This window comes from Ferrimonas balearica, from assembly GCF_019802055.1.
Lineage (GTDB): Bacteria > Pseudomonadota > Gammaproteobacteria > Enterobacterales > Shewanellaceae > Ferrimonas > Ferrimonas balearica_A.
This window is the reverse complement of the sequence record NZ_JAHVHW010000007.1, coordinates 773,256-790,494: the sequence shown is the minus strand read 5'-3', so window position 1 is coordinate 790,494 and position 17,239 is coordinate 773,256. Positions and strand designations below refer to the sequence as shown.

General features: G+C 59.0%; 17 protein-coding genes. All 17 read right to left on the bottom strand.

Translation table 11 applies throughout. The features are described from left to right. Nucleotides 1–9: 9 nt before the first annotated feature. Nucleotides 10–1,338 carry a CpaF family protein gene (locus KUV52_RS11150; RefSeq protein WP_222526010.1) on the bottom strand — a complete coding sequence of 443 codons (1,329 nt, stop codon included), beginning with the start codon at nt 1,336–1,338 and terminating at the stop codon, nt 10–12. A gap of 18 nt (nt 1,339–1,356) precedes the next feature. After that, on the bottom strand, nt 1,357–2,550 hold the full coding sequence (locus tag KUV52_RS11145) for a CpaE family protein (RefSeq protein ID WP_222526009.1): 1,194 nt from the start codon (nt 2,548–2,550) through the stop codon (nt 1,357–1,359). 75 nt (nt 2,551–2,625) lie between these two features. Beyond that, the gene (locus KUV52_RS11140; RefSeq protein ID WP_222526008.1) at nt 2,626–3,120 is read right to left on the bottom strand and encodes a TadE family protein; all 495 of its coding nucleotides are present in this window, start codon (nt 3,118–3,120) and stop codon (nt 2,626–2,628) included. Beyond that, nucleotides 3,117–3,581, bottom strand: coding sequence for a TadE/TadG family type IV pilus assembly protein (locus KUV52_RS11135; RefSeq protein ID WP_222526007.1), 465 nt, complete (start codon nt 3,579–3,581; stop codon nt 3,117–3,119). The genes KUV52_RS11140 and KUV52_RS11135 overlap by 4 nt, the downstream gene beginning before the upstream one ends. Nucleotides 3,582–3,583: 2 nt before the next feature. Further along, nucleotides 3,584–4,957, bottom strand: a complete 1,374-nt coding sequence (locus tag KUV52_RS11130; RefSeq protein WP_222526006.1) for a pilus assembly protein TadG-related protein — start codon at nt 4,955–4,957, stop codon at nt 3,584–3,586. A 20-nt stretch (nt 4,958–4,977) separates the two neighbouring features. Next, nucleotides 4,978–5,259, bottom strand: a complete 282-nt coding sequence (locus KUV52_RS11125) for a hypothetical protein (RefSeq protein WP_222526005.1) — start codon at nt 5,257–5,259, stop codon at nt 4,978–4,980. Between the two features lie 11 nt (nt 5,260–5,270). Further along, complete coding sequence (locus KUV52_RS11120) at nt 5,271–6,734, bottom strand: type II and III secretion system protein family protein (protein ID WP_222526004.1); 1,464 nt, start codon at nt 6,732–6,734, stop codon at nt 5,271–5,273. A 2-nt stretch (nt 6,735–6,736) separates the two neighbouring features. Beyond that, nucleotides 6,737–7,615 carry a Flp pilus assembly protein CpaB gene (gene cpaB / locus KUV52_RS11115; RefSeq protein WP_222526003.1) on the bottom strand — a complete coding sequence of 293 codons (879 nt, stop codon included), beginning with the start codon at nt 7,613–7,615 and terminating at the stop codon, nt 6,737–6,739. Between the two features lie 62 nt (nt 7,616–7,677). Beyond that, on the bottom strand, nt 7,678–9,006 hold the full coding sequence (locus tag KUV52_RS11110; protein ID WP_222526002.1) for an AAA family ATPase: 1,329 nt from the start codon (nt 9,004–9,006) through the stop codon (nt 7,678–7,680). Nucleotides 9,007–9,018: 12 nt separating this feature from the next. Beyond that, nucleotides 9,019–9,552 (bottom strand): prepilin peptidase, encoded by a 534-nt coding sequence (locus KUV52_RS11105; protein ID WP_222526001.1) that lies wholly within the window; start codon nt 9,550–9,552, stop codon nt 9,019–9,021. Between the two features lie 124 nt (nt 9,553–9,676). Next, complete coding sequence (locus tag KUV52_RS11100) at nt 9,677–9,865, bottom strand: Flp family type IVb pilin (protein WP_222526000.1); 189 nt, start codon at nt 9,863–9,865, stop codon at nt 9,677–9,679. A gap of 581 nt (nt 9,866–10,446) precedes the next feature. After that, nucleotides 10,447–11,826 (bottom strand): L,D-transpeptidase family protein, encoded by a 1,380-nt coding sequence (locus tag KUV52_RS19030; RefSeq protein ID WP_222525999.1) that lies wholly within the window; start codon nt 11,824–11,826, stop codon nt 10,447–10,449. 54 nt (nt 11,827–11,880) lie between these two features. Beyond that, entirely contained in the window at nt 11,881–12,051 is a 171-nt protein-coding gene (locus KUV52_RS11090) for a hypothetical protein (RefSeq protein WP_222525998.1), read from the bottom strand. A gap of 139 nt (nt 12,052–12,190) precedes the next feature. Continuing rightward, a complete protein-coding gene (locus tag KUV52_RS11085) occupies nt 12,191–13,747 on the bottom strand; it encodes a dihydrolipoyllysine-residue acetyltransferase (RefSeq protein ID WP_222525997.1) in 1,557 nt (518 codons plus the stop codon). Between the two features lie 9 nt (nt 13,748–13,756). Continuing rightward, nucleotides 13,757–14,734, bottom strand: a complete 978-nt coding sequence (locus KUV52_RS11080) for an alpha-ketoacid dehydrogenase subunit beta (RefSeq protein ID WP_222525996.1) — start codon at nt 14,732–14,734, stop codon at nt 13,757–13,759. Between the two features lie 2 nt (nt 14,735–14,736). Further along, complete coding sequence (locus KUV52_RS11075; protein ID WP_222525995.1) at nt 14,737–15,918, bottom strand: thiamine pyrophosphate-dependent dehydrogenase E1 component subunit alpha; 1,182 nt, start codon at nt 15,916–15,918, stop codon at nt 14,737–14,739. A 175-nt stretch (nt 15,919–16,093) separates the two neighbouring features. Then, on the bottom strand, nt 16,094–17,116 hold the full coding sequence (astE, locus tag KUV52_RS11070; protein ID WP_222525994.1) for a succinylglutamate desuccinylase: 1,023 nt from the start codon (nt 17,114–17,116) through the stop codon (nt 16,094–16,096). Nucleotides 17,117–17,239 lie beyond the last annotated feature (123 nt).

The following is a 17,239-nucleotide window of genomic DNA, read 5'->3' as shown; positions in this document are numbered from 1 at the left end:
CGTCCTCCGTCAGATGATCTCGAAGCTCTGTCCTGAGCCAAACAGGCCATGGGAAAGGTTGATCCCTTTGCTGACCAGCTCATCGTAGAAGCGGGGAATCACACCCGTCGCCTGGAACTCGCCGAGGATATTGCCCTCTTTGTCCCGGCCCCGACGGCGGAACACAAACAGGTCAGAGAGGGTGATCACCTCCCCTTCCATACCGGTAATCTCAGAGATGCTGACCACCCGCCGTTTGCCGTCCTCCTGACGCTCCAGTTGCACCACCACATTGATGGCCGAGGCAATCTGGGTGCGGATGTTTTTCACCGGCATATCAAACCCGGCCATACACACCATGTTCTCAAGACGGCTAAGCGCATCCCGGCTGGAGTTGGCGTGCAGCGTGGTCAGGGAGCCCTCGTGGCCGGTGTTCATTGCTGTCAGCATGTCCAGCGCTTCACCGCCCCGCACCTCACCGATCACAATGCGGTCCGGACGCATCCGCAGGCTGTTCTTCACCAGCTCCCGCTGGTTCACCTCGCCACGCCCCTCCAGGTTGGCGGGGCGGGACTCCAGCCGCACCACATGGGGCTGCTGCAGTTGCAGTTCCGCCGAATCCTCAATGGTGATGATCCGCTCATCCTGTGGAATGTAGCCGGACAGAACATTGAGCATGGTGGTTTTCCCGCTGCCGGTTCCTCCGGAGATCAGCACGTTCAGCTTGCCCTGTACGATCGCTTTGAGCACGTCGTACATCTCCCGGGTCATCGCCTTGTAGTCGATCAGCTGTTCCGCCGTCAGCTTGTCCACGGTAAAACGGCGAATCGACATGCTTGGGCCATCCAGCGCCAGTGGCGGGATAATGGCATTGACCCGGCTGCCATCCTGCAGACGGGCATCCACCATGGGGCTGGATTCGTCCACCCGGCGACCGACGCTGGAGACGATGCGGTCGATGATGTTCATCAGATGACGGTCATCGTGAAAGCGCATCGGCACCGATTCGAGCTTACCGAAGCGCTCCACAAAGATGCTGGTGGCGCTGTTGATCAGAATGTCCGAGATGGTGCTGTCCGCCAGTAAGGGTTCCAGCGGCCCCAACCCCAGCACTTCGTCATTAATTTGCTTAATGATCTTGTCTCGGGACACCAGGCTGATGGGGCGTGGGTTTTCACTGAGGATCTGGTTACAGAGTCGGGCAATCTGCTGACGCGCTTCCGGCTCAGGAATCACTTCCAGCTTGGAAACGTCCAGCATCTTGAGCAGTCGCTCATACAGGTCCTGTTTTACTTCCGCTTCCTGTGGCGACAGCAGTTGTTGATGCAGCGAGAGTTCCGGTTGCGATGAGTGTCCCATAAAGATGCCCCCGTTTTATTAACGCCAGAGTTTGGCCCAAAACCCCGATTGCTTGCCTTCCTTGGCCTCGGGAATGAGTTGCTGACAGATATGGATAACGTCCTGAGTCACCGGCTCCTTGGCGGCAAAGCGAGACAAACGCTTGCCCTCATCCAGGCAGGCGTTGACCCGTTGAAAATCGTTGCGGACGGTAAAGACTGAGCCCAATCCCGACGTGGTTTTCGCATCGGTCAGCGAGACCACGCCCTTGTTGGGGGTGTAACGGTTGTAGATCAGGTGGATGCGGCTTTTGCTGACCCCAAGCTCATTGATCAGGTGGTTCACCGTGGCGGTGGCACTGCGCAACGACGCCAGGCTGTCCTGAATCACCAGCAAAATGGCGCTGGCCTCCATCAGAATGGGGTTGGCCCAGGTTTCCGGGCCCCGGGACAGGTCCACCACCACCGCTCTGTATCGACTGCGCAGTTTGAACATCAACTGCGGCAGTTGCAGATAGCTCACCGCGGTTCTGTCCTGCTGACTGAAGGGGGCGGCAGGCAGCAGGTGGAGATTATCCATCTGGCTCATCATGCCCCCCAGGGCGTTGTCATCCAGCTCCTCAGCCTGGGCCAGGGCGTGATGAAAAAAGTACTCCGGTTCAAGGTTAAGCAGGTGAGACTGCCCCGCCTGGACATGATCGCCATCGAGCAGCGCTACATTGAACCCGCTGTCCCGGCAGGCAAACTGGTCCGCAATGGCGGCACTGAGGAAGCTGGCGCCACAGCCCCCCTTGCTGTTAAGCACCACAAAGGTGGGTGCCAGGGTGGTTGCGTCAGCCACAGACTGGGCAATATCAAACAGGGTCTGGTAGAGCTCCTCTTTGGCCCCATGCAGCGGCAGATAGTCCCGGGCGCCCGCCTTCATCGCCTCTCGCATCAACTCAGGAGTGAAGCGCTCCGCGACCACCAGCATGTATTCGCATTTCCCGGCAAAGCTATCCAGCATCTGCAGGGCCAGGTCATGCTCCGATGGCAATTGCAGCACCAGCAGGCGAGCTGCCTCGAAGTAACTGGCGTCCACCTGGTTGGCGCTGACGTGGGTCAACTTCACATTGGGCACCGATACCAGCATCTCTGCCAGTGTGCCCCCCTCCTCCTGCACCGCCGTGATCAGCAGCGTCGGCAACAACACCGGCAGGCTTTTTCTTCGGCTCAATCGTTCCAGGCGTTCCACGTTATCCATGTCCTGAAGTTCACCACCGCTCGTTTTGTAAGATGTATTTGGTGCGTTCATGAATCGCCTCCACTGCTAACTGCAATAGGTCACGCCGTTAATGGTCTGAGCCGTGTTGGCGTCGGGGTATCTTGTCTGTCCCATGCTTTCGGATGGCATCAATGTCCGGAACGCTGGCGAGTTCAGCTGGATAAACAGACCCGGAATGATCAACTCGTGCTGATAGTTTGAAATGGTGGCGCGAACCTGTCGGATGTCCGGTACCGTCGCAGCGATCGAACCGGTTTCGGTGAGGTAGTCGATGGTGAGGTTGTCGGCACTCAACCCCGCAACCAGTTGGCGCCCGTTAAACAGCGCCAGCGCTTTCATCTCATTGGTGGCCTCGGGCGCACCTCCGGAGACCGGCGCGCACACAGCCGCCAGTCGCGCCGCCCGCCGGGATGCCTCGGTCAGGGCGTTATAGCTGTACATCAGACGAGCCACTTCCAGGCAAGCGAACAGGATCACGAACACCACCGTGGCCACGATGGCAAACTCCACCACATACACCCCTTGCTGATGTCGTTTCATAGTGGCCTCATGGTCGACGTAGCGGAGATGTCCCAGCTCAGGTCCACGGCATCGCCAAAGAAACCGGGAATGCTCTCACCAAAAATGGGGGTCCAGTCATAGGTAACGGTGACGGTGGCCAATGTCTGGTTCACGCTCACGGTCACATTGTCTGTAGTGAGTCCTCTTAGCAGGGGTGTCCCACCATCAAGCTGGCCCGTCACCGCCATATTGCGAACCTGGCTGACCACCAGGTCCGAGACACTCTTGATGCCGGTGGAGTTGGTGGAGGTGTAACTCATCAGGTGGCGACTCGCATTGCGGGCCAGACTGTTCAACTGGTTGTACTGATAAAGCAGCCGACCAAACTCCCCGACGGCGTAAAACATCAGGAACAGAATCGGCAGCGCAATGGTGGCCTCGATCGCCGCAACGCCCCTCTGTCGGGCGCGGCGCGGCCGTTGCATCGGGTGATTTCTCATCGCTACGAATCCTCACTGACCGGGTCGTGATAAAGGACGATGCGATAGGGGCCAGCGCCCGAATTCGGGGTTTCGGATACCCCGCCGGCATCGTTGGTGCAGTCGCCAAGAAACTCGCCAATCACAAAGGCGTCATTGCCCTTCTGCACGACTTCCTGCATCAGGTAGAAGCAGGCAAAACCCACAAACGGCATGCTGTTCTGACCGTTGTTGGCGCCGGTACCGCAGTCCGCCACCACAATGGAAAACTCCCGCCGCTTCTCCATCCCCGGTGAACTGGCCTGAGAGTTGGGCTCAAACACATCGCTGCCATCGGCGTAAGCGGGACAACTGTGCCCCTCGATGCTGTTGTAGAGCCCGTTGTGGTAGTACTGGGGATAGTGGGTGTCCATATAGGCGTGATAATCCGCCGTCCCATCCGGGATGGTGATGGGGGTGCCATCCTCGGCGAGGATATTGCTGTTCTCATCCACATCCAGCGGCGCGCCCACACAGGTATCGTGGTCCTGGGGATGATCGGTGGAGTTCACCGGCCCTTGCCAGCGCCCCATACGGGTATTGAGCCCCTGCGCCACCGGTCCTACGGTGTTGCCCGGCTCCGTTTCCACCTGTTCCGTGGCATTGGGACCGTTGTAGCCAAAACAGTACTCGTCACTGTCGGACTCCCCTGCCATTGCTCTGCGAATGTCCGCCGCCCCCGTGTTGTCGCCCAGGCGGATCAGCTGGAAGTTGCCCGGCCCGATGGGGGAGTTCTGGTCACTGGAGATCTTCATCGCCATCATTTTGTTCAGCGGATAACCAAAGTTCTCCTCATTCAAATCATCCGCGCACACCATCATCGGCAACAGGTCAGTGCTGCACTGTGGCGTAGAGGTACTTGGGCCCGCGACAGCGGAAGCACTGATCCGCTTATCAAACCCCAGAATCTGGGCAAAGAAGTTGTTGAGCTGCACATCGGTCACCGTCACCCGAACGTAGTCCGCATCCTCATCTGAGACCGGAATAAAGGGATCAGGGCGATGGGAAAACTCCATGGTGATCTGGGCCGACACCTGGTCTGCGGCATAGTTGAGCACACCGAGGGAAACGCCCGCATTGAGCTCGTTATAGTCCTGAGCCCCCAGGGCACTGATAAAGGTGGCCAGCCCCTCTTCCCGCGCCCGCAGCTGGCCATAGTCTTCTTTAAGGGTGACTGCCCCCGACAGGGCGGCGGCATCAACGGCATTCTGCAAACGGGCTTTGTTCAGCAGTTGATGGCCACCATCCAACGCCAGAGCCGCCATGGCCAGAATGGCAAACATGGCCACGGTGATCATGATGATGATCGCGCCCCGCTGCCTGCGATGGCCCTTTCCAATCCGATAGCGTGTGCTCATGACGTTACCTCTCACTCTGCCTAGTTACCGCCGCCGCGTCCCACCGAGAACCGGCTGAGATTGCCCCGGGCCGACTTCGGCTCGTAGGTGGAGTTACGATAGTTTTCCATCACCTTGGAGCCGTACTGGCCATCCAGGTCGTTGATCCGCCCCTCGTCACGACGGGACGCATCCGGATCCAGGATCTCCATCTGCTTGTAACCCGCAGTGGTCTGCCCCAGGGCAAACTGCTCCATTACGTTGTTGCTCTGGCACCCTGCCAGCAGCATCACGGCTAAACCGATCGCCAATCGCGTTTTCATAAACTCGTCCTCTACAGGGTGTGGCCGTACTTGTTCTGGGTGCCGCCACCATCCGTTGCCGGCTCAGGGGTCGGTTGCGCCGCCGAGGGGCTGTTGGGATTGGTCGTTGGCTGCACATTCTCATCCCGCTTGGAGAAGCGCCCCATCAGGTAGAAGCCCAGATCGGTGGGATCCACAAAACCATCGGTAGGCAGAACCAGCTTCTGACGGTCAATGGGACGAACCAGGCGCGGAGTCACCAGGATCACCAGCTCGGTTTCGCCGTTGCGATACTCCTGGCTGGAGAACAGTTGCCCCAGAACCGGGATCTCACCCAGACCCGGCAGCTCATCCATGCTCTCCCGCACGGTATTGCTCAGCAGCCCGGCAATGGCGATGGTCTGGCCATCACCCAGCTCGATGGTGGAGTTGGCGCTGCGCTTGGTAATGGAGGGGGTCACCAGTGCGGTGGTGGAGCCATCGGGGATCACTCCCACCGAGTTGGCGTTGCTGAGCTCACTCACCAGCACATTCAGGTTCAGGTTGATCCGTCCGGAATCCAGCACTGTGGGGACAAATTTCACCCCGACACCAAACTCTTTGTACTCAATGGTGGTGCCATCCCGATCCGGCACCGGAATGGGGAATTCGCCACCGGAGAGGAACTCGGCCATCTGCCCACTCATGGTGGTCAGGTTAGGTTCCGCCAGTACCCGGGCCAGTTGCTGCTGCTTGGCAATGTCCATGGCGAAATCGAACAGCACATCACCACTGACGTAACTGCCGAAGATCCCCTTGTTGCCGATCAGGCCATCGCCACCCAGCAATCCACCGATAAAGTCGGAGCTTTCAAACACCAGGGCGAAGTCGGAATCAAGAGTGCGGGCCAGTTCACGCTGCACTTCGGTAACCGTGACCTCCAGCATCACCTGATGACCACCGCCGATGGACATCAGATTCAGCACCGTACTGGTGTTGTCCGAGTTGTTGGCCGCCACCGCATAGCCCTGGGCCAGGTCCAGCGCCATGTTCATCCGCTCCAGGTTGGAGACCTGGCCGCCGATCACCAGCTGGCCCTGAGAGCTGTGCACCTCAATCGGCTCATCCGGCAGGAAGCGATGCAGTTTCTCTTTCAACCCGTTGAGATCGTGGGTGATCTCAATGTCGATGATGTCCACCAAACGGTCGTTGTCGTTCCACACCATGATGTTGGTGCTGCCCAACTGCCGCCCCAGAATGTACAGCTCAGTGGGGTTGATCAGCAGAATGTCCGCGATCGCCGGGTTACCTACCGACACCCTGGCAGCGGAGTGATTCAGTGACATGGTTTTGGACTTGTAGATGGGTACCGGGAAGCTGTAGGGCACCATGCCCGCCTTGCCACCGGCCATCAATGTGGTCGGGAAACTCATCAGCGTAAGGACCAGCAGTCCCATCAGGCCGTAACGAGGTACTGACCACGCCCCTTCCCTAAGTTGTGATAGCCAATTTTTCATCGTTATCCGTCCTTTTGAGCCATGGTGGTGGACGCTGGGACGTTGGACCGCTCTCGTCCCACGGTAATGGTTTGCTGTTGGGTGCCCTTAATCACCTCAAACCGCTTGCGCTGACTGACCGGCGCGGGCTTGGGTGTCGTCGCCACCGGAGCAGCGGCGGTCTCCGGCTCAGGCTCCGGAACCGCTTCGGTTTCCGGTTCTGCACTGGCCACCTCGACCTCGACATTGTCATTGGGATTACGCAGCGCCAGCTGAATGTTGCCGCGGCTGCGGGCACTCATCAGGACTTCCGCCTGCTCCAGCGTCACCTCCAGGGTGACCGCCCGGACCAGTACCGGCTGGTTGCTGTCCTGGTTGGCTTTCTGATCCACCGCCAACACCTTGAGATTGCTGAGAATCACTTCGGTACTTGAGGCCATATCGCGCCCGGAACCGCTCCGCGCGGAGAGGGTCACCAGCACATCCACCCGGTTGCCCGGCAGCAGGAAACCGGCCACCCCGACCACGTCGTTTACCCGAATACTGACCGCCCGCATATTGGGGGCGATCAGGCTGGCCAGCACGCTGCCCTCGCCCTTTTTCGCCAGCTTCTGGCGGCTGACAAAATCCCCCTCAATCAGGGGAAACTTGGTCACCATTCCCGCCACTTGTTCAAGGTCTGTCAGGGTGCTGTCAGGCACCGCTTCCAGAGGCAGGGTTTTCAGGACCAGGTGTTTTTCCTGCAGGATGGTGCCGGAGGGCACGCTAACCGCCATGGTCACGACCGAAATGCGGTTATCCTCCGGCGACGCAGGCTGGCTCTGCTTCAGCCAGTTTTGAGCCAGCAGCACCGCTCCGATACCGAAGGCGATGGAGATCAGGACAAATACCAATGAGCGCATAACTCAACTCCTCCCATAAAGCCGGTACCGCTGGCGATCTGGTGTAGTAACCGGGTGAACTGTCACCCTTTGACGAAATAGAGATCCCACGCGTGCCGCAGCAACTCGCGGGTAATGACCGGTGACAGACCACCGAACTGCACCTGGTCGGAAACAATGGAGAGCAGATCCCTCGGATGACAGGGCAACAGGGGTTTCTGCGCTTCCGGATAAAGCCGGTCCAGCATCCAGTCGGTCAGCCCCGGGGCCGATTCCAGCCCGAAGGTGTCGCAGTTCTGCTGCCAGATCCTCAGATAGGTCGGTTTATCCAGCTGGCCGAAATGGACCTTGTAGCCCAGTCGCCGCAGGAAGGCCTCATCCACCAGTTCGGTCGGTGCCAGGTTGGTGGAGAAGAGCAGCAGTTGCTCAAACGGCACCTCAAAGTGCTCGCCACTGGGCAGTGAGAGAAAGTCCCGCCCCTCTTCCAGCGGCAGAATCCAGCGATTGAAGATCGCCTTGGGCGAGATGGTCTGGCGTCCCAGATCATCGATCAGCAGAATGCCGTTGTTGGCGGTCAGCCCAATCGGGGCGCGGAAGGTTCGGCTGTTGCTGTCAAAACTGACGTCCAGCATCGACAGGGTGAGTTCCCCTCCCACCATCAGCAGCGGGCGACGGCAACGGTGCCAACGGCCATCAACCGCCTCCGCCACAAGCTCAAGCGCTTCCGTAGCTGAGCCGTCCACCACCCGGTGATGAAAATGAGGGTCGTAAACCTGGATAATGTGATGGCCCACGGCGACCGCATGGGGGATCAGCACCTCATCGCAAAACAGACGGTTGAGCTGTCGACACAGGAAGGATTTCCCGGTGCCCGGCAAGCCATAAATCAGCAGAGGACGGGTGGAATTAAGGGCCGGGCCCAGTTGATCCAGCAACCCCGCAGGAACCACCACCTCTTTCATCCCCTCGGTAAACGCTTCCCGGGTGATCTGGCGATTGCGGCTGGATTGTTGTCGGCACACCTCGTTGTATTGGGCCAGGGGCACAGGGGCAGGCCCCAGGTAACCACTGGTGGCAAACAGGTTCTGGGCCTGACGGCGCCCCTCGCCGCTCAGGCTGAAGCGCTGCTGGCCGGCACTGCTCATCTGACGGTTTTCCACCAGCCCGGTCTCTTTAGCTTCGCTCAGCAGGCTCTGAACAATGCCGCCCCGCAGCGCCAGTCGCTGACTCAGCTGCAGCAGGGTCAGGGCATCGCCGTCATAAAGGTGTTTCAACATCAGGTTCAGCAGCAGCCCCGGCTCCAACCCGGTCTCATCCAGGTCAGTGGGGTTATTGGCCACATGCTGCGAAGGCGTTCTGAGTTCGAGATCCGCCTCGACTTTAGACTTGGCATTGGACGATTTAAACAGCATCCCTCTTCTCCCCTAAAGCCCTGGTAACGAAAGCCACTGAGCCAGTACCCACCCCATCGCCAAAGCGGGCGCATAAGGCACCCGGGTGGCCGCGGCTTCCCCCTGTTCGGGACGGAAGTAACTGCGGGTCAGCACACACTGGTAGTAACGCTTTGCCGTCGCTACCAACCCTTGCCAGCCCACCTGGCTAAGCGCCAGCAGGGGCGCAATCAAAGCCCCACAAACAATGCCCAGAGCCAGCACCCAAAGGGACAGCACCGGCCCCATCAGGGCACCCATCCCCATCATCAGCTTGACGTCGCCCGCCCCAATAAAGCCTTTGGCATAGAGGGGAACCATCAACAGCGCTACCGCCGCTCCGGCCAGTGCGATGCCGATGCCCATCAGTCCTGAAGCGTAAAGGTGAAAAATCAGACCGGTTGCCAACGCCAGCAGCGCCAGACCGTTAGGGATCCGCTGTGTGCGCAAGTCGCTGATCAATGCCAGGGCAAAGCCCAGCAGAATCAAAGCGCTTTGCAGGCTGTCTGAGGGGGGTACACTGCTCATAGGCCACCGTGCGTCAACGTCAAAAGCTCTCGAATCGGTTGTTATTCCCGTAACGCACGGACCGGGAGTAACAAAATCCATCTATGGGGCTTGCCAACAACAGTGGGCAAGCCCCACATGGGGTTTACGGCGCACCACAGTCCACACCGTTTACCGCGTCATCCAGACACTCAATCTGTGCCGTTGCGCTTTCGCCCAATGCGATAAAGGCCACAACCATGCCGCCAACCACCAGCCCACCGGCAATGGCGTATTCCACCGCAGTCAGACCGGACTCATCGTTCCAAAAATCGATCAATGCTTGCTTAACCATCTTCAACCTCCAAGGGTGACTATCTCGTTACAAAACCTTCCGGACATCCGGTTGATACGTGGGAAGACTGCGCCACAGACCCACTTCCACTTAAACGTAGTCCAGAGTTATAAAAGTTGCCCCGAAGAAAACCTGTTGGCTCAGATTTCCCTGCCAGAGCGAGCAGGAATTTATATAGATCCGTGCTGAACTTTTCACCAAAACCGAATAGAACACTTTGGTATACCCTTGTTATTAAATGAGTTAATGCCCCCCTGCTTTTCTGCTACTACCCCACCAGACTCCACATCGTTCGACTCATGAAGAACGGGGTATTTTCAGAAAAATGAAAAAACGGAATACTGCGGATATTTGATGGGAGCCCAACAAGCTGGAAAACAGAGAGAGCAAGGGTTTGAAGGAGGGGCAACAAAAACCAAGTGATTGAGTGGGTTTTTGGGGAAATTGCACGGTGCGAAGCATATAAAAGCCACACAAGGCGCGGTTAAACGGATGATGGCACCGACGATAAACTGGCTTTTTCAGGGCAGATGGAGAGAGTCACTGCTGAACCCCATTCCACTCACTATTTTGTCGCAACTCTAACCCGCCACCCAACCGTAGACGTCGTCAACCAGAGAAAGGCGCTCATCGGGCCCGACCCAGGCGGGCATATACACCAGATACACCGCGACCCGAGAACCTACTGATGTGGTAACTGACTCAAATTGGCTCAGCGCACTTGCCACCTGACGACGGCGTCCTTCCGGTTCGTTCTCCAACAGGTAATCCAGCACCTTCTGATAATTGGACACCCGCACGCAGCCATGGCTGAGCGCCCGCCGGGATTGGCCAAACAGCGCCGGATTGTTGGTGTCATGCAGATAGATGGCGCGGCTTTGAGCCAGGTTAAAACGCACTTTTCCAAGTGGATTCTGCCGACCCGGACGCTGGCGCAGCTGATATTGACCCAGTACCCGCTGGACATTATCGGGTGAGACCTGCGCCCAGGGCAGGCTGGTCTGCCCTTTTCCAACCCACTCAAAACCCTGCCGTTCGAGCGCTGCCGGGTCCTGCAGATAACCGGGGATCAGCTCTTCGCGCACAATGCTCATGGGCGGTGTCCAGCTGGGATTGAGGGTGATACTGCGGAACTGGCTGTTCATTCTGGGGGTCGGGTTGGCGGGAGAACCGACAATCACAGGCAGTGCCAGCTCCACCGACTCCCCGTTCAATACCAGCAGCTCATAGCGGGGAATGTTCACCAGAATGGTGTAGCCCTCCAGCCGATCCGGGAGCTGATACCACTGCCGCAGGGAGAACTGAATGGCGGCGATTCTGTCCGCCCCCGAGGAGGTCAGGTGACGGCGTGTGGCGTCATCAATTCGGCCACTGGACTGCAGGCCGTGGTGGTGCTGGTAGCTTTTTAACAGTGCAGTAAAAGGGGGATCCCACACTGGCCGGTCCTGCAACACCGGCGGCAGTGCCTCCCCCATCCTCATCGCCAGAGCGCGACGCAACTGCGCCAGGTTGGGATGACTTTGGCCCAATCCCATTGACACCAGAGGCGTCAAATCCGGAACCGGGACCTCCGCCAATTGACGCTCCCGCTCAAGCGCCGTTCGCAGCCGGGCAAAGCTGCGATACTCCGGCGTCAATTGGGTCATCAGTTGAGCCAGTTCCCCCTGCTGCTCAGCACGGGCAAGCTGGGCTTGCGGTGAGGTTGTCGAGTTGCCCCGAAGGGTTTGCCTTAGGGAGAGCAGGGCCAGTGTCGCATCCGTTATCGCCTGGTCCTGGTCAGCGAGAGAGTCGTAGGGACCATCAGAGAGCAACCCCAGGTCAATAAGCAGTTGCTGATAGGGGGGGAGTTGATAGGCCAGCGATGGATTTAACCAACGCAACGGGGGAGAGGTCGACACCACTTCCTGGGCCATGACCGACCAGCACAATAACGCGATGCACCCCCAAACGATCCTTCTCACCGTCACGCTCCCTCCTCCCTGCAGTGACGAAAGTATAGTTAATTCAGGTCGGTATCAGGGCTGAGTTCGGGAGACGCGTCCCAATCCCGTCAGTTGACGCAACCAGGGGACCAGAGTCAGGGTCAATCCTGCCAACAGCACCCAGATGCCGTAGCCCCCCTGCTCAACCAGCACCATGACCAGCCCCAGAACATTCAGTACCGTCGCCAACATCATCAGCACCATCGGTGTGCCCTCTTGAAAATAGGAATCAAATTCAACCTAACTGCTGTTCACGTTTTGCTCAAGTGAAAGTGTGGCGTAAATTCCTCTTTAGACACGAAAAGGGCCAGCTTTCGCTGGCCCTTGGTTCTGAGATTACCGATTAGCTCATGGCCATCATCATGCTTTCCGGGTGCTCCAGATACTGTTTCCACTGGTTGCAGAACCGGGCGATGGTGCCGCCATCAATCACCCGGTGATCACCGGACCAGCTCACCTGCATGATGGTCCGCGCCTCCACCTCACCGCGCTCATTGAAGCGCGGCAGAGTCTGCAGCTTACCCAGTGCCACAATGGCCACTTCCGGCTTATTGATGATGGGTGTGGCGACAGTACCGCCAAGCGCACCGATGTTGGAGATGGAGATGGTGCCCCCCTTGATGTCGGAAGGATCCACCCGGCCATCACGGGCGGCCTGGGTCAACCGGGTCACCTCGTTCGCCACCTCAACAATGCTTCGGTGCTGTACCTGTTTGACGTTGGGCACAATCAGGCCCAGCTTGCCGTCCACCGCCATACCGATGTTGTGGTCAGCCACAAAGGTTTGCTCAGTGCAGTCGTCGTTCACGCGGCTGTTGAGTACGGGGAACTCCCGCATCGCCAGAGAGAGCGCCTTAATAAAGAACGGCATCAGAGTGAGCTTCACCCCCTCTTTGGCGTACTGCTCCTTCATCCGGGCGCGCAGGGCCACCAACTCGGTGAGATCCAGCTCTTCGCAGTAGGTAAAGTGCGGAATGCTCTGCACCGACGCCATCATCTGTCTGGCCATGGCCGCCTTGATGCCGCGGATGGGCTCTACCCTGTCCTCAGCGCTCGCCGGAATGACCGCTGCAATTGCTGCCGGCGCCACCGGAGCCGCAGTGGATTTTGCGGCCTCAACGGAGGCGGAACCGCCCGCCAGGTAGGCCTGGATATCCTCTTTCAGCACGCGTCCACTCTTGCCGCTGCCGGGCACCAGACTCAGATCCAGATCATGCTCACGAGCCAGTCGGCGAACCGCCGGACTGGCCAGCGCTTTGCCGGTTGGAACCGGTGCCGCAGGGGTAGCGGGCGCCGCAGGCGCAGGAGCCTGGCTCTGAGCCGAGGTGGCTGCTGTCACGCTGGCTTCGTCGGCAGTGACCGTCACCTCAAGGGCAAACAGGGGCTCATGCACCTTGGCCACCTGCCCTTTGCGGTAATAGAGCTTTTTGATGATGCCCGCTTCTTTGGCAGGGATCTGCACCAGCGCCTTGTCGGTCATCACGTCGCAGATGGGCTGATCCTCCTCCACCGGGTCGCCCTCGGCAACCAGCCAATCCACCACTTCACACTCAACGATGCCTTCGCCGATGTCCGGCAAAATAAAGTCGCGCAGTTCGGTGGTGGTCCCGGCGACTTCGGCGGCGGGTGCAGACTCAGCGCTGACCGGCTCACTCTCCTCGCCGTCCAACTGAACCTGGAACAGGGGCTCATGCACTTTGGCGATCTCCCCTTTCTGGTAGTAGAGCTTGGTCACTACGCCGTCATAGGGAGCGGGGATCTGAACCAGCGCTTTGTCGGTCATCACGTCAGCCACCGGCTGATCCTCTTTGATCACCTCCCCCTCGCTGACCAGCCAGTCCACCAGCTCACATTCAACAACCCCTTCGCCGATGTCCGGGAGGATAAAATCCTTGATCATGTCCGCTCCTTAGAAATTCACCGAGGCCTTGATGGCTTCGAAGATCTTGTGCTCGTTGGCCATGTGCTCCTTCTCCAGCATCAGCGGATAAGGGGTATCCAGGCCGCAGACCCGGGCAATGGGTGACTCCAGATAGAGGAAGCAACGCTCCTGAATCGTGGCGGAGATCTCGCCGGCAAACCCTCCGGTCAGGGGGGCTTCGTGAGAGATCAACAGGCGACCGGTCTTCTCGACGGAGGCCGCCACCGTGTCCACGTCCCAGGGCAGCAGGGTTCGAAGATCGATGATTTCACAGCTGATCCCCATCGCTTCTGCGCGTTTGGCGGCATTCTCAATCAGCTCCATCTGGGCACCCCAGCCCAGAAGCGTGATGTCGGTGCCCGCTTTCACCACCTCAGCTTCCGACAGTGGCAGCTGGTAATCCTCCTCCGGCACCTCACCCACGGAAGCCCGGTAGATCCGCTTGGGCTCAAAGAACACCACCGGGTTGTCATCACGGATGGACGCCAGCAGCAGACCTTTGGCCTGATAAGGATTTCGGGGCACCACCACTTTCAGACCCGGCGTCTGGGTGAAATAGGCTTCCGGGGACTGGGAGTGGTAATGACCACCGGCGATACCACCGCCGTAGGGGGTCCGGATGGTCAATCCGCCAACATTGAACTCGTTGCCGCTGCGATAGCGGAACTTGGCGGACTCGTTCACGATCTGGTCGAACGCGGGAAAGATGTAGTCAGCGAACTGGATCTCCGCCACCGGGCGATGGCCCTGGGCTGCCAGGCCGTTGGCAAAGCCGATGATCCCCTGCTCCGTCAGCGGCGTGTTAAAGCAGCGGGACTTGCCGTATTTGTCCTGCAGTTTGGCAGTGGCGCGAAATACCCCGCCAAAGTGGCCAACGTCTTCACCAAAGCAGAGCACGCGCTCGTCGGCGGCCATGGCGATATCCAGAGCGTTGTTGATCGCCTGCAACAGATTCATTTGCGCCATCTTCAGGCCTCCTTGCCAGCGGTCGCCGGGTACTGCTCGGGGTACAGCTTGATCTGCTCGCGCACCGCGTCGAGTTGATCCGCCAGGTGTCGGGGGACATTGTCATAGACGTCGGAAACCAGGGTATCCAGCCCCGGTGGCGGCACCTTCTCTGCCACTTTCACCGCCGCCAGCACCTCTTCCCGGTAGGTTTGATAGAGGGCTTCATCTTCCGCTTCGCTCCACCAGCCCTTGTTGATCAGCCACAGCTTGTAGCGCAGCACCGGGTCGTGCTCGCGCCACTTGGCTTCCTCTTCGCGGGAGCGGTAACCGGTGGGGTCGTCGGAGCTGGAGTGGGCGCCCAGACGGTAGGTCATCGCCTCAATCAGCACCGGGCAGTTTTCCGACAGCGCAACGGCACGTGCCTGCTGGGTTGCCGCCAGTACCGCCAGCATGTCGTTGCCGTCGACGCGGATGGTTTTGATGCCATAGCCCACACCTCGCGGGGCAATGCCGTCACCGGCAAACTGCTCATTGGAGGGGGTGGAGATGGCGTAGCCGTTGTTGCGGCAGAAGAAGATCACCGGCGCCTGATGGACTGCCGCCATATTGAGGCCAGCGTGGAAGTCCCCTTCCGAGGCAGCACCTTCACCAAAGTAGCAGATGGTGACTGCGGGCTCGCCCGCCAACTTCTGCCCATAGGCGTATCCCGCCGCCTGAGGGATCTGTGTCCCCAGCGGCGAAGAGATGGTCATGTAGTGGAGTTCCTGGCTGCCGTAGTGGATCGGCATCTGGCGGCCTTTGCCCAGGTCTTTGGCGTTGGAGAACATCTGGTTCATAAACTGCTCGGTGGAGAACCCGCGGTAGCGCAGTGCTGCCTGTTCCCGGTACTGAGCCATGATCATGTCCTGACCTTCCAGCGCTGCCGCCGAGCCGGTCACTGCGGCCTCTTCCCCGATGCAGGTCATATAGAAGCTGATGCGGCCCTGGCGTTGCGCCGCCAGCATCCGCTCATCGAGCACCCGGATAAAAGCGCAGGTGTCATAGATCTTCAGCGCCAACGCCTTGTCGATCATCGGCATGACCGCATCGTCGTAGGGCGTGCCGTCAGCCTGGAGAATTTTGAGGGTGGGAATGGCCAATGCCTGGCCCTCGGTGAAGGTGGCCTGATGGCTCACCGCATCCAAGGTCGAACTGTCCGTCATCGTTACTGTCCCAATGGTTGCTTGTTGGTTCCCGACCCTTCAGTGGGCCAGGCACTTCTTATCGTTATAGTTTGCCGAGCTCACGTTACCTTTACGTAAACTGCTTAACAACCTCCCCGGTGGGGTAAAACCCAGCGCTTAAGCGACTGGGCTGTACAAGGGAATTTACATTGGCTCACTCAAATGGCTGGTCAGACCCCACAGGCACCACCGTCAACAAAGCGCGCTGACCATTGGCCACTTTGGCATTGGGAAACACAATCGCTTCCTGCTCCGCTTTGACATGATGGGCCTTATCGCCGTCCGTTGCCAGCAGATGACCACGGGGAAATGGCGTAAAGTTGGCGGCATTGTCCTCGAACGTGAAGGCAAATTTATCGCTGTGCTTGTCGATCACCTGGGCCACATCAAATACCGTAACCTCGTCACGGTTCACCTGCTCCAGCGCCAGCGGTTGCTCCGCCAGCAGGCGCCCCAACTGAGCTTTCAGTGCCTCCAGTCGGCTAAGGTCGTTCTTACCGAAGGGGTGAACCTTCCCCAGTTCCACGGTAAACGCGTCCGCGCCAAACTCATTGGAGGAGAAGTAGCTGAAGGTGGTGGTCGGGCTGTGGGACAGCAGAATGGTGTTGACGCCACCGCTGGCCAGAAAGTCGATCTGCTGCCAGCGCCAGGGACGGCCATGGCGGAACGGGTAGATGGCAAATTTTTCCCGCTGGGAATCACGGATGGCGGTGTGGAGGTCGTAATGGAAACGGGCTCGCCCCTCTCCTCCCGCTTCAAAAAAGCCGCGAACCCGCTGCTCAAGCAGGGCCGCTCGACGATGTTCATCACTGCTGCCCTGCCGGTGGGCGCCACTGAACAATCGATTCAGATTGACCTCCAGTTCCCGTTTGCCCGCCACCATCGCGGCGGGGTTGCCCAGCAGCACCAGCAGTCGGCTTTTCAGCGGGCGATGACCGCTCAGCAGCTCCTTGACCAGCGAATTCAGCATCTCTATCGGTGCCGTTTCGTTGCCATGGACGCCCGCAGAGAGCACCACGTCCTGGCGGGTCTCTTCTGATGGCTCCAGGGTCAGCACGCCAACATCACTCAGATGAACCCGGACACCGTTATCCAGGGTGAAGCGCTCTTCGGCGGGGAGTTTATGGGGGTAGGTCAGGGTGTGATCAAGCAGATCCCTTTGTTGTTGTAACACCATCTCTCTCCTTGGAGATTTCATCGTGGCGCCCATTGTAACAGGGTGATTACCCCAAACCAGCACAGGAGCAACGCCACGCTTGGCAAATGAGTAAACTTGAGTTAGGCTCCTAGACGTTTAGCC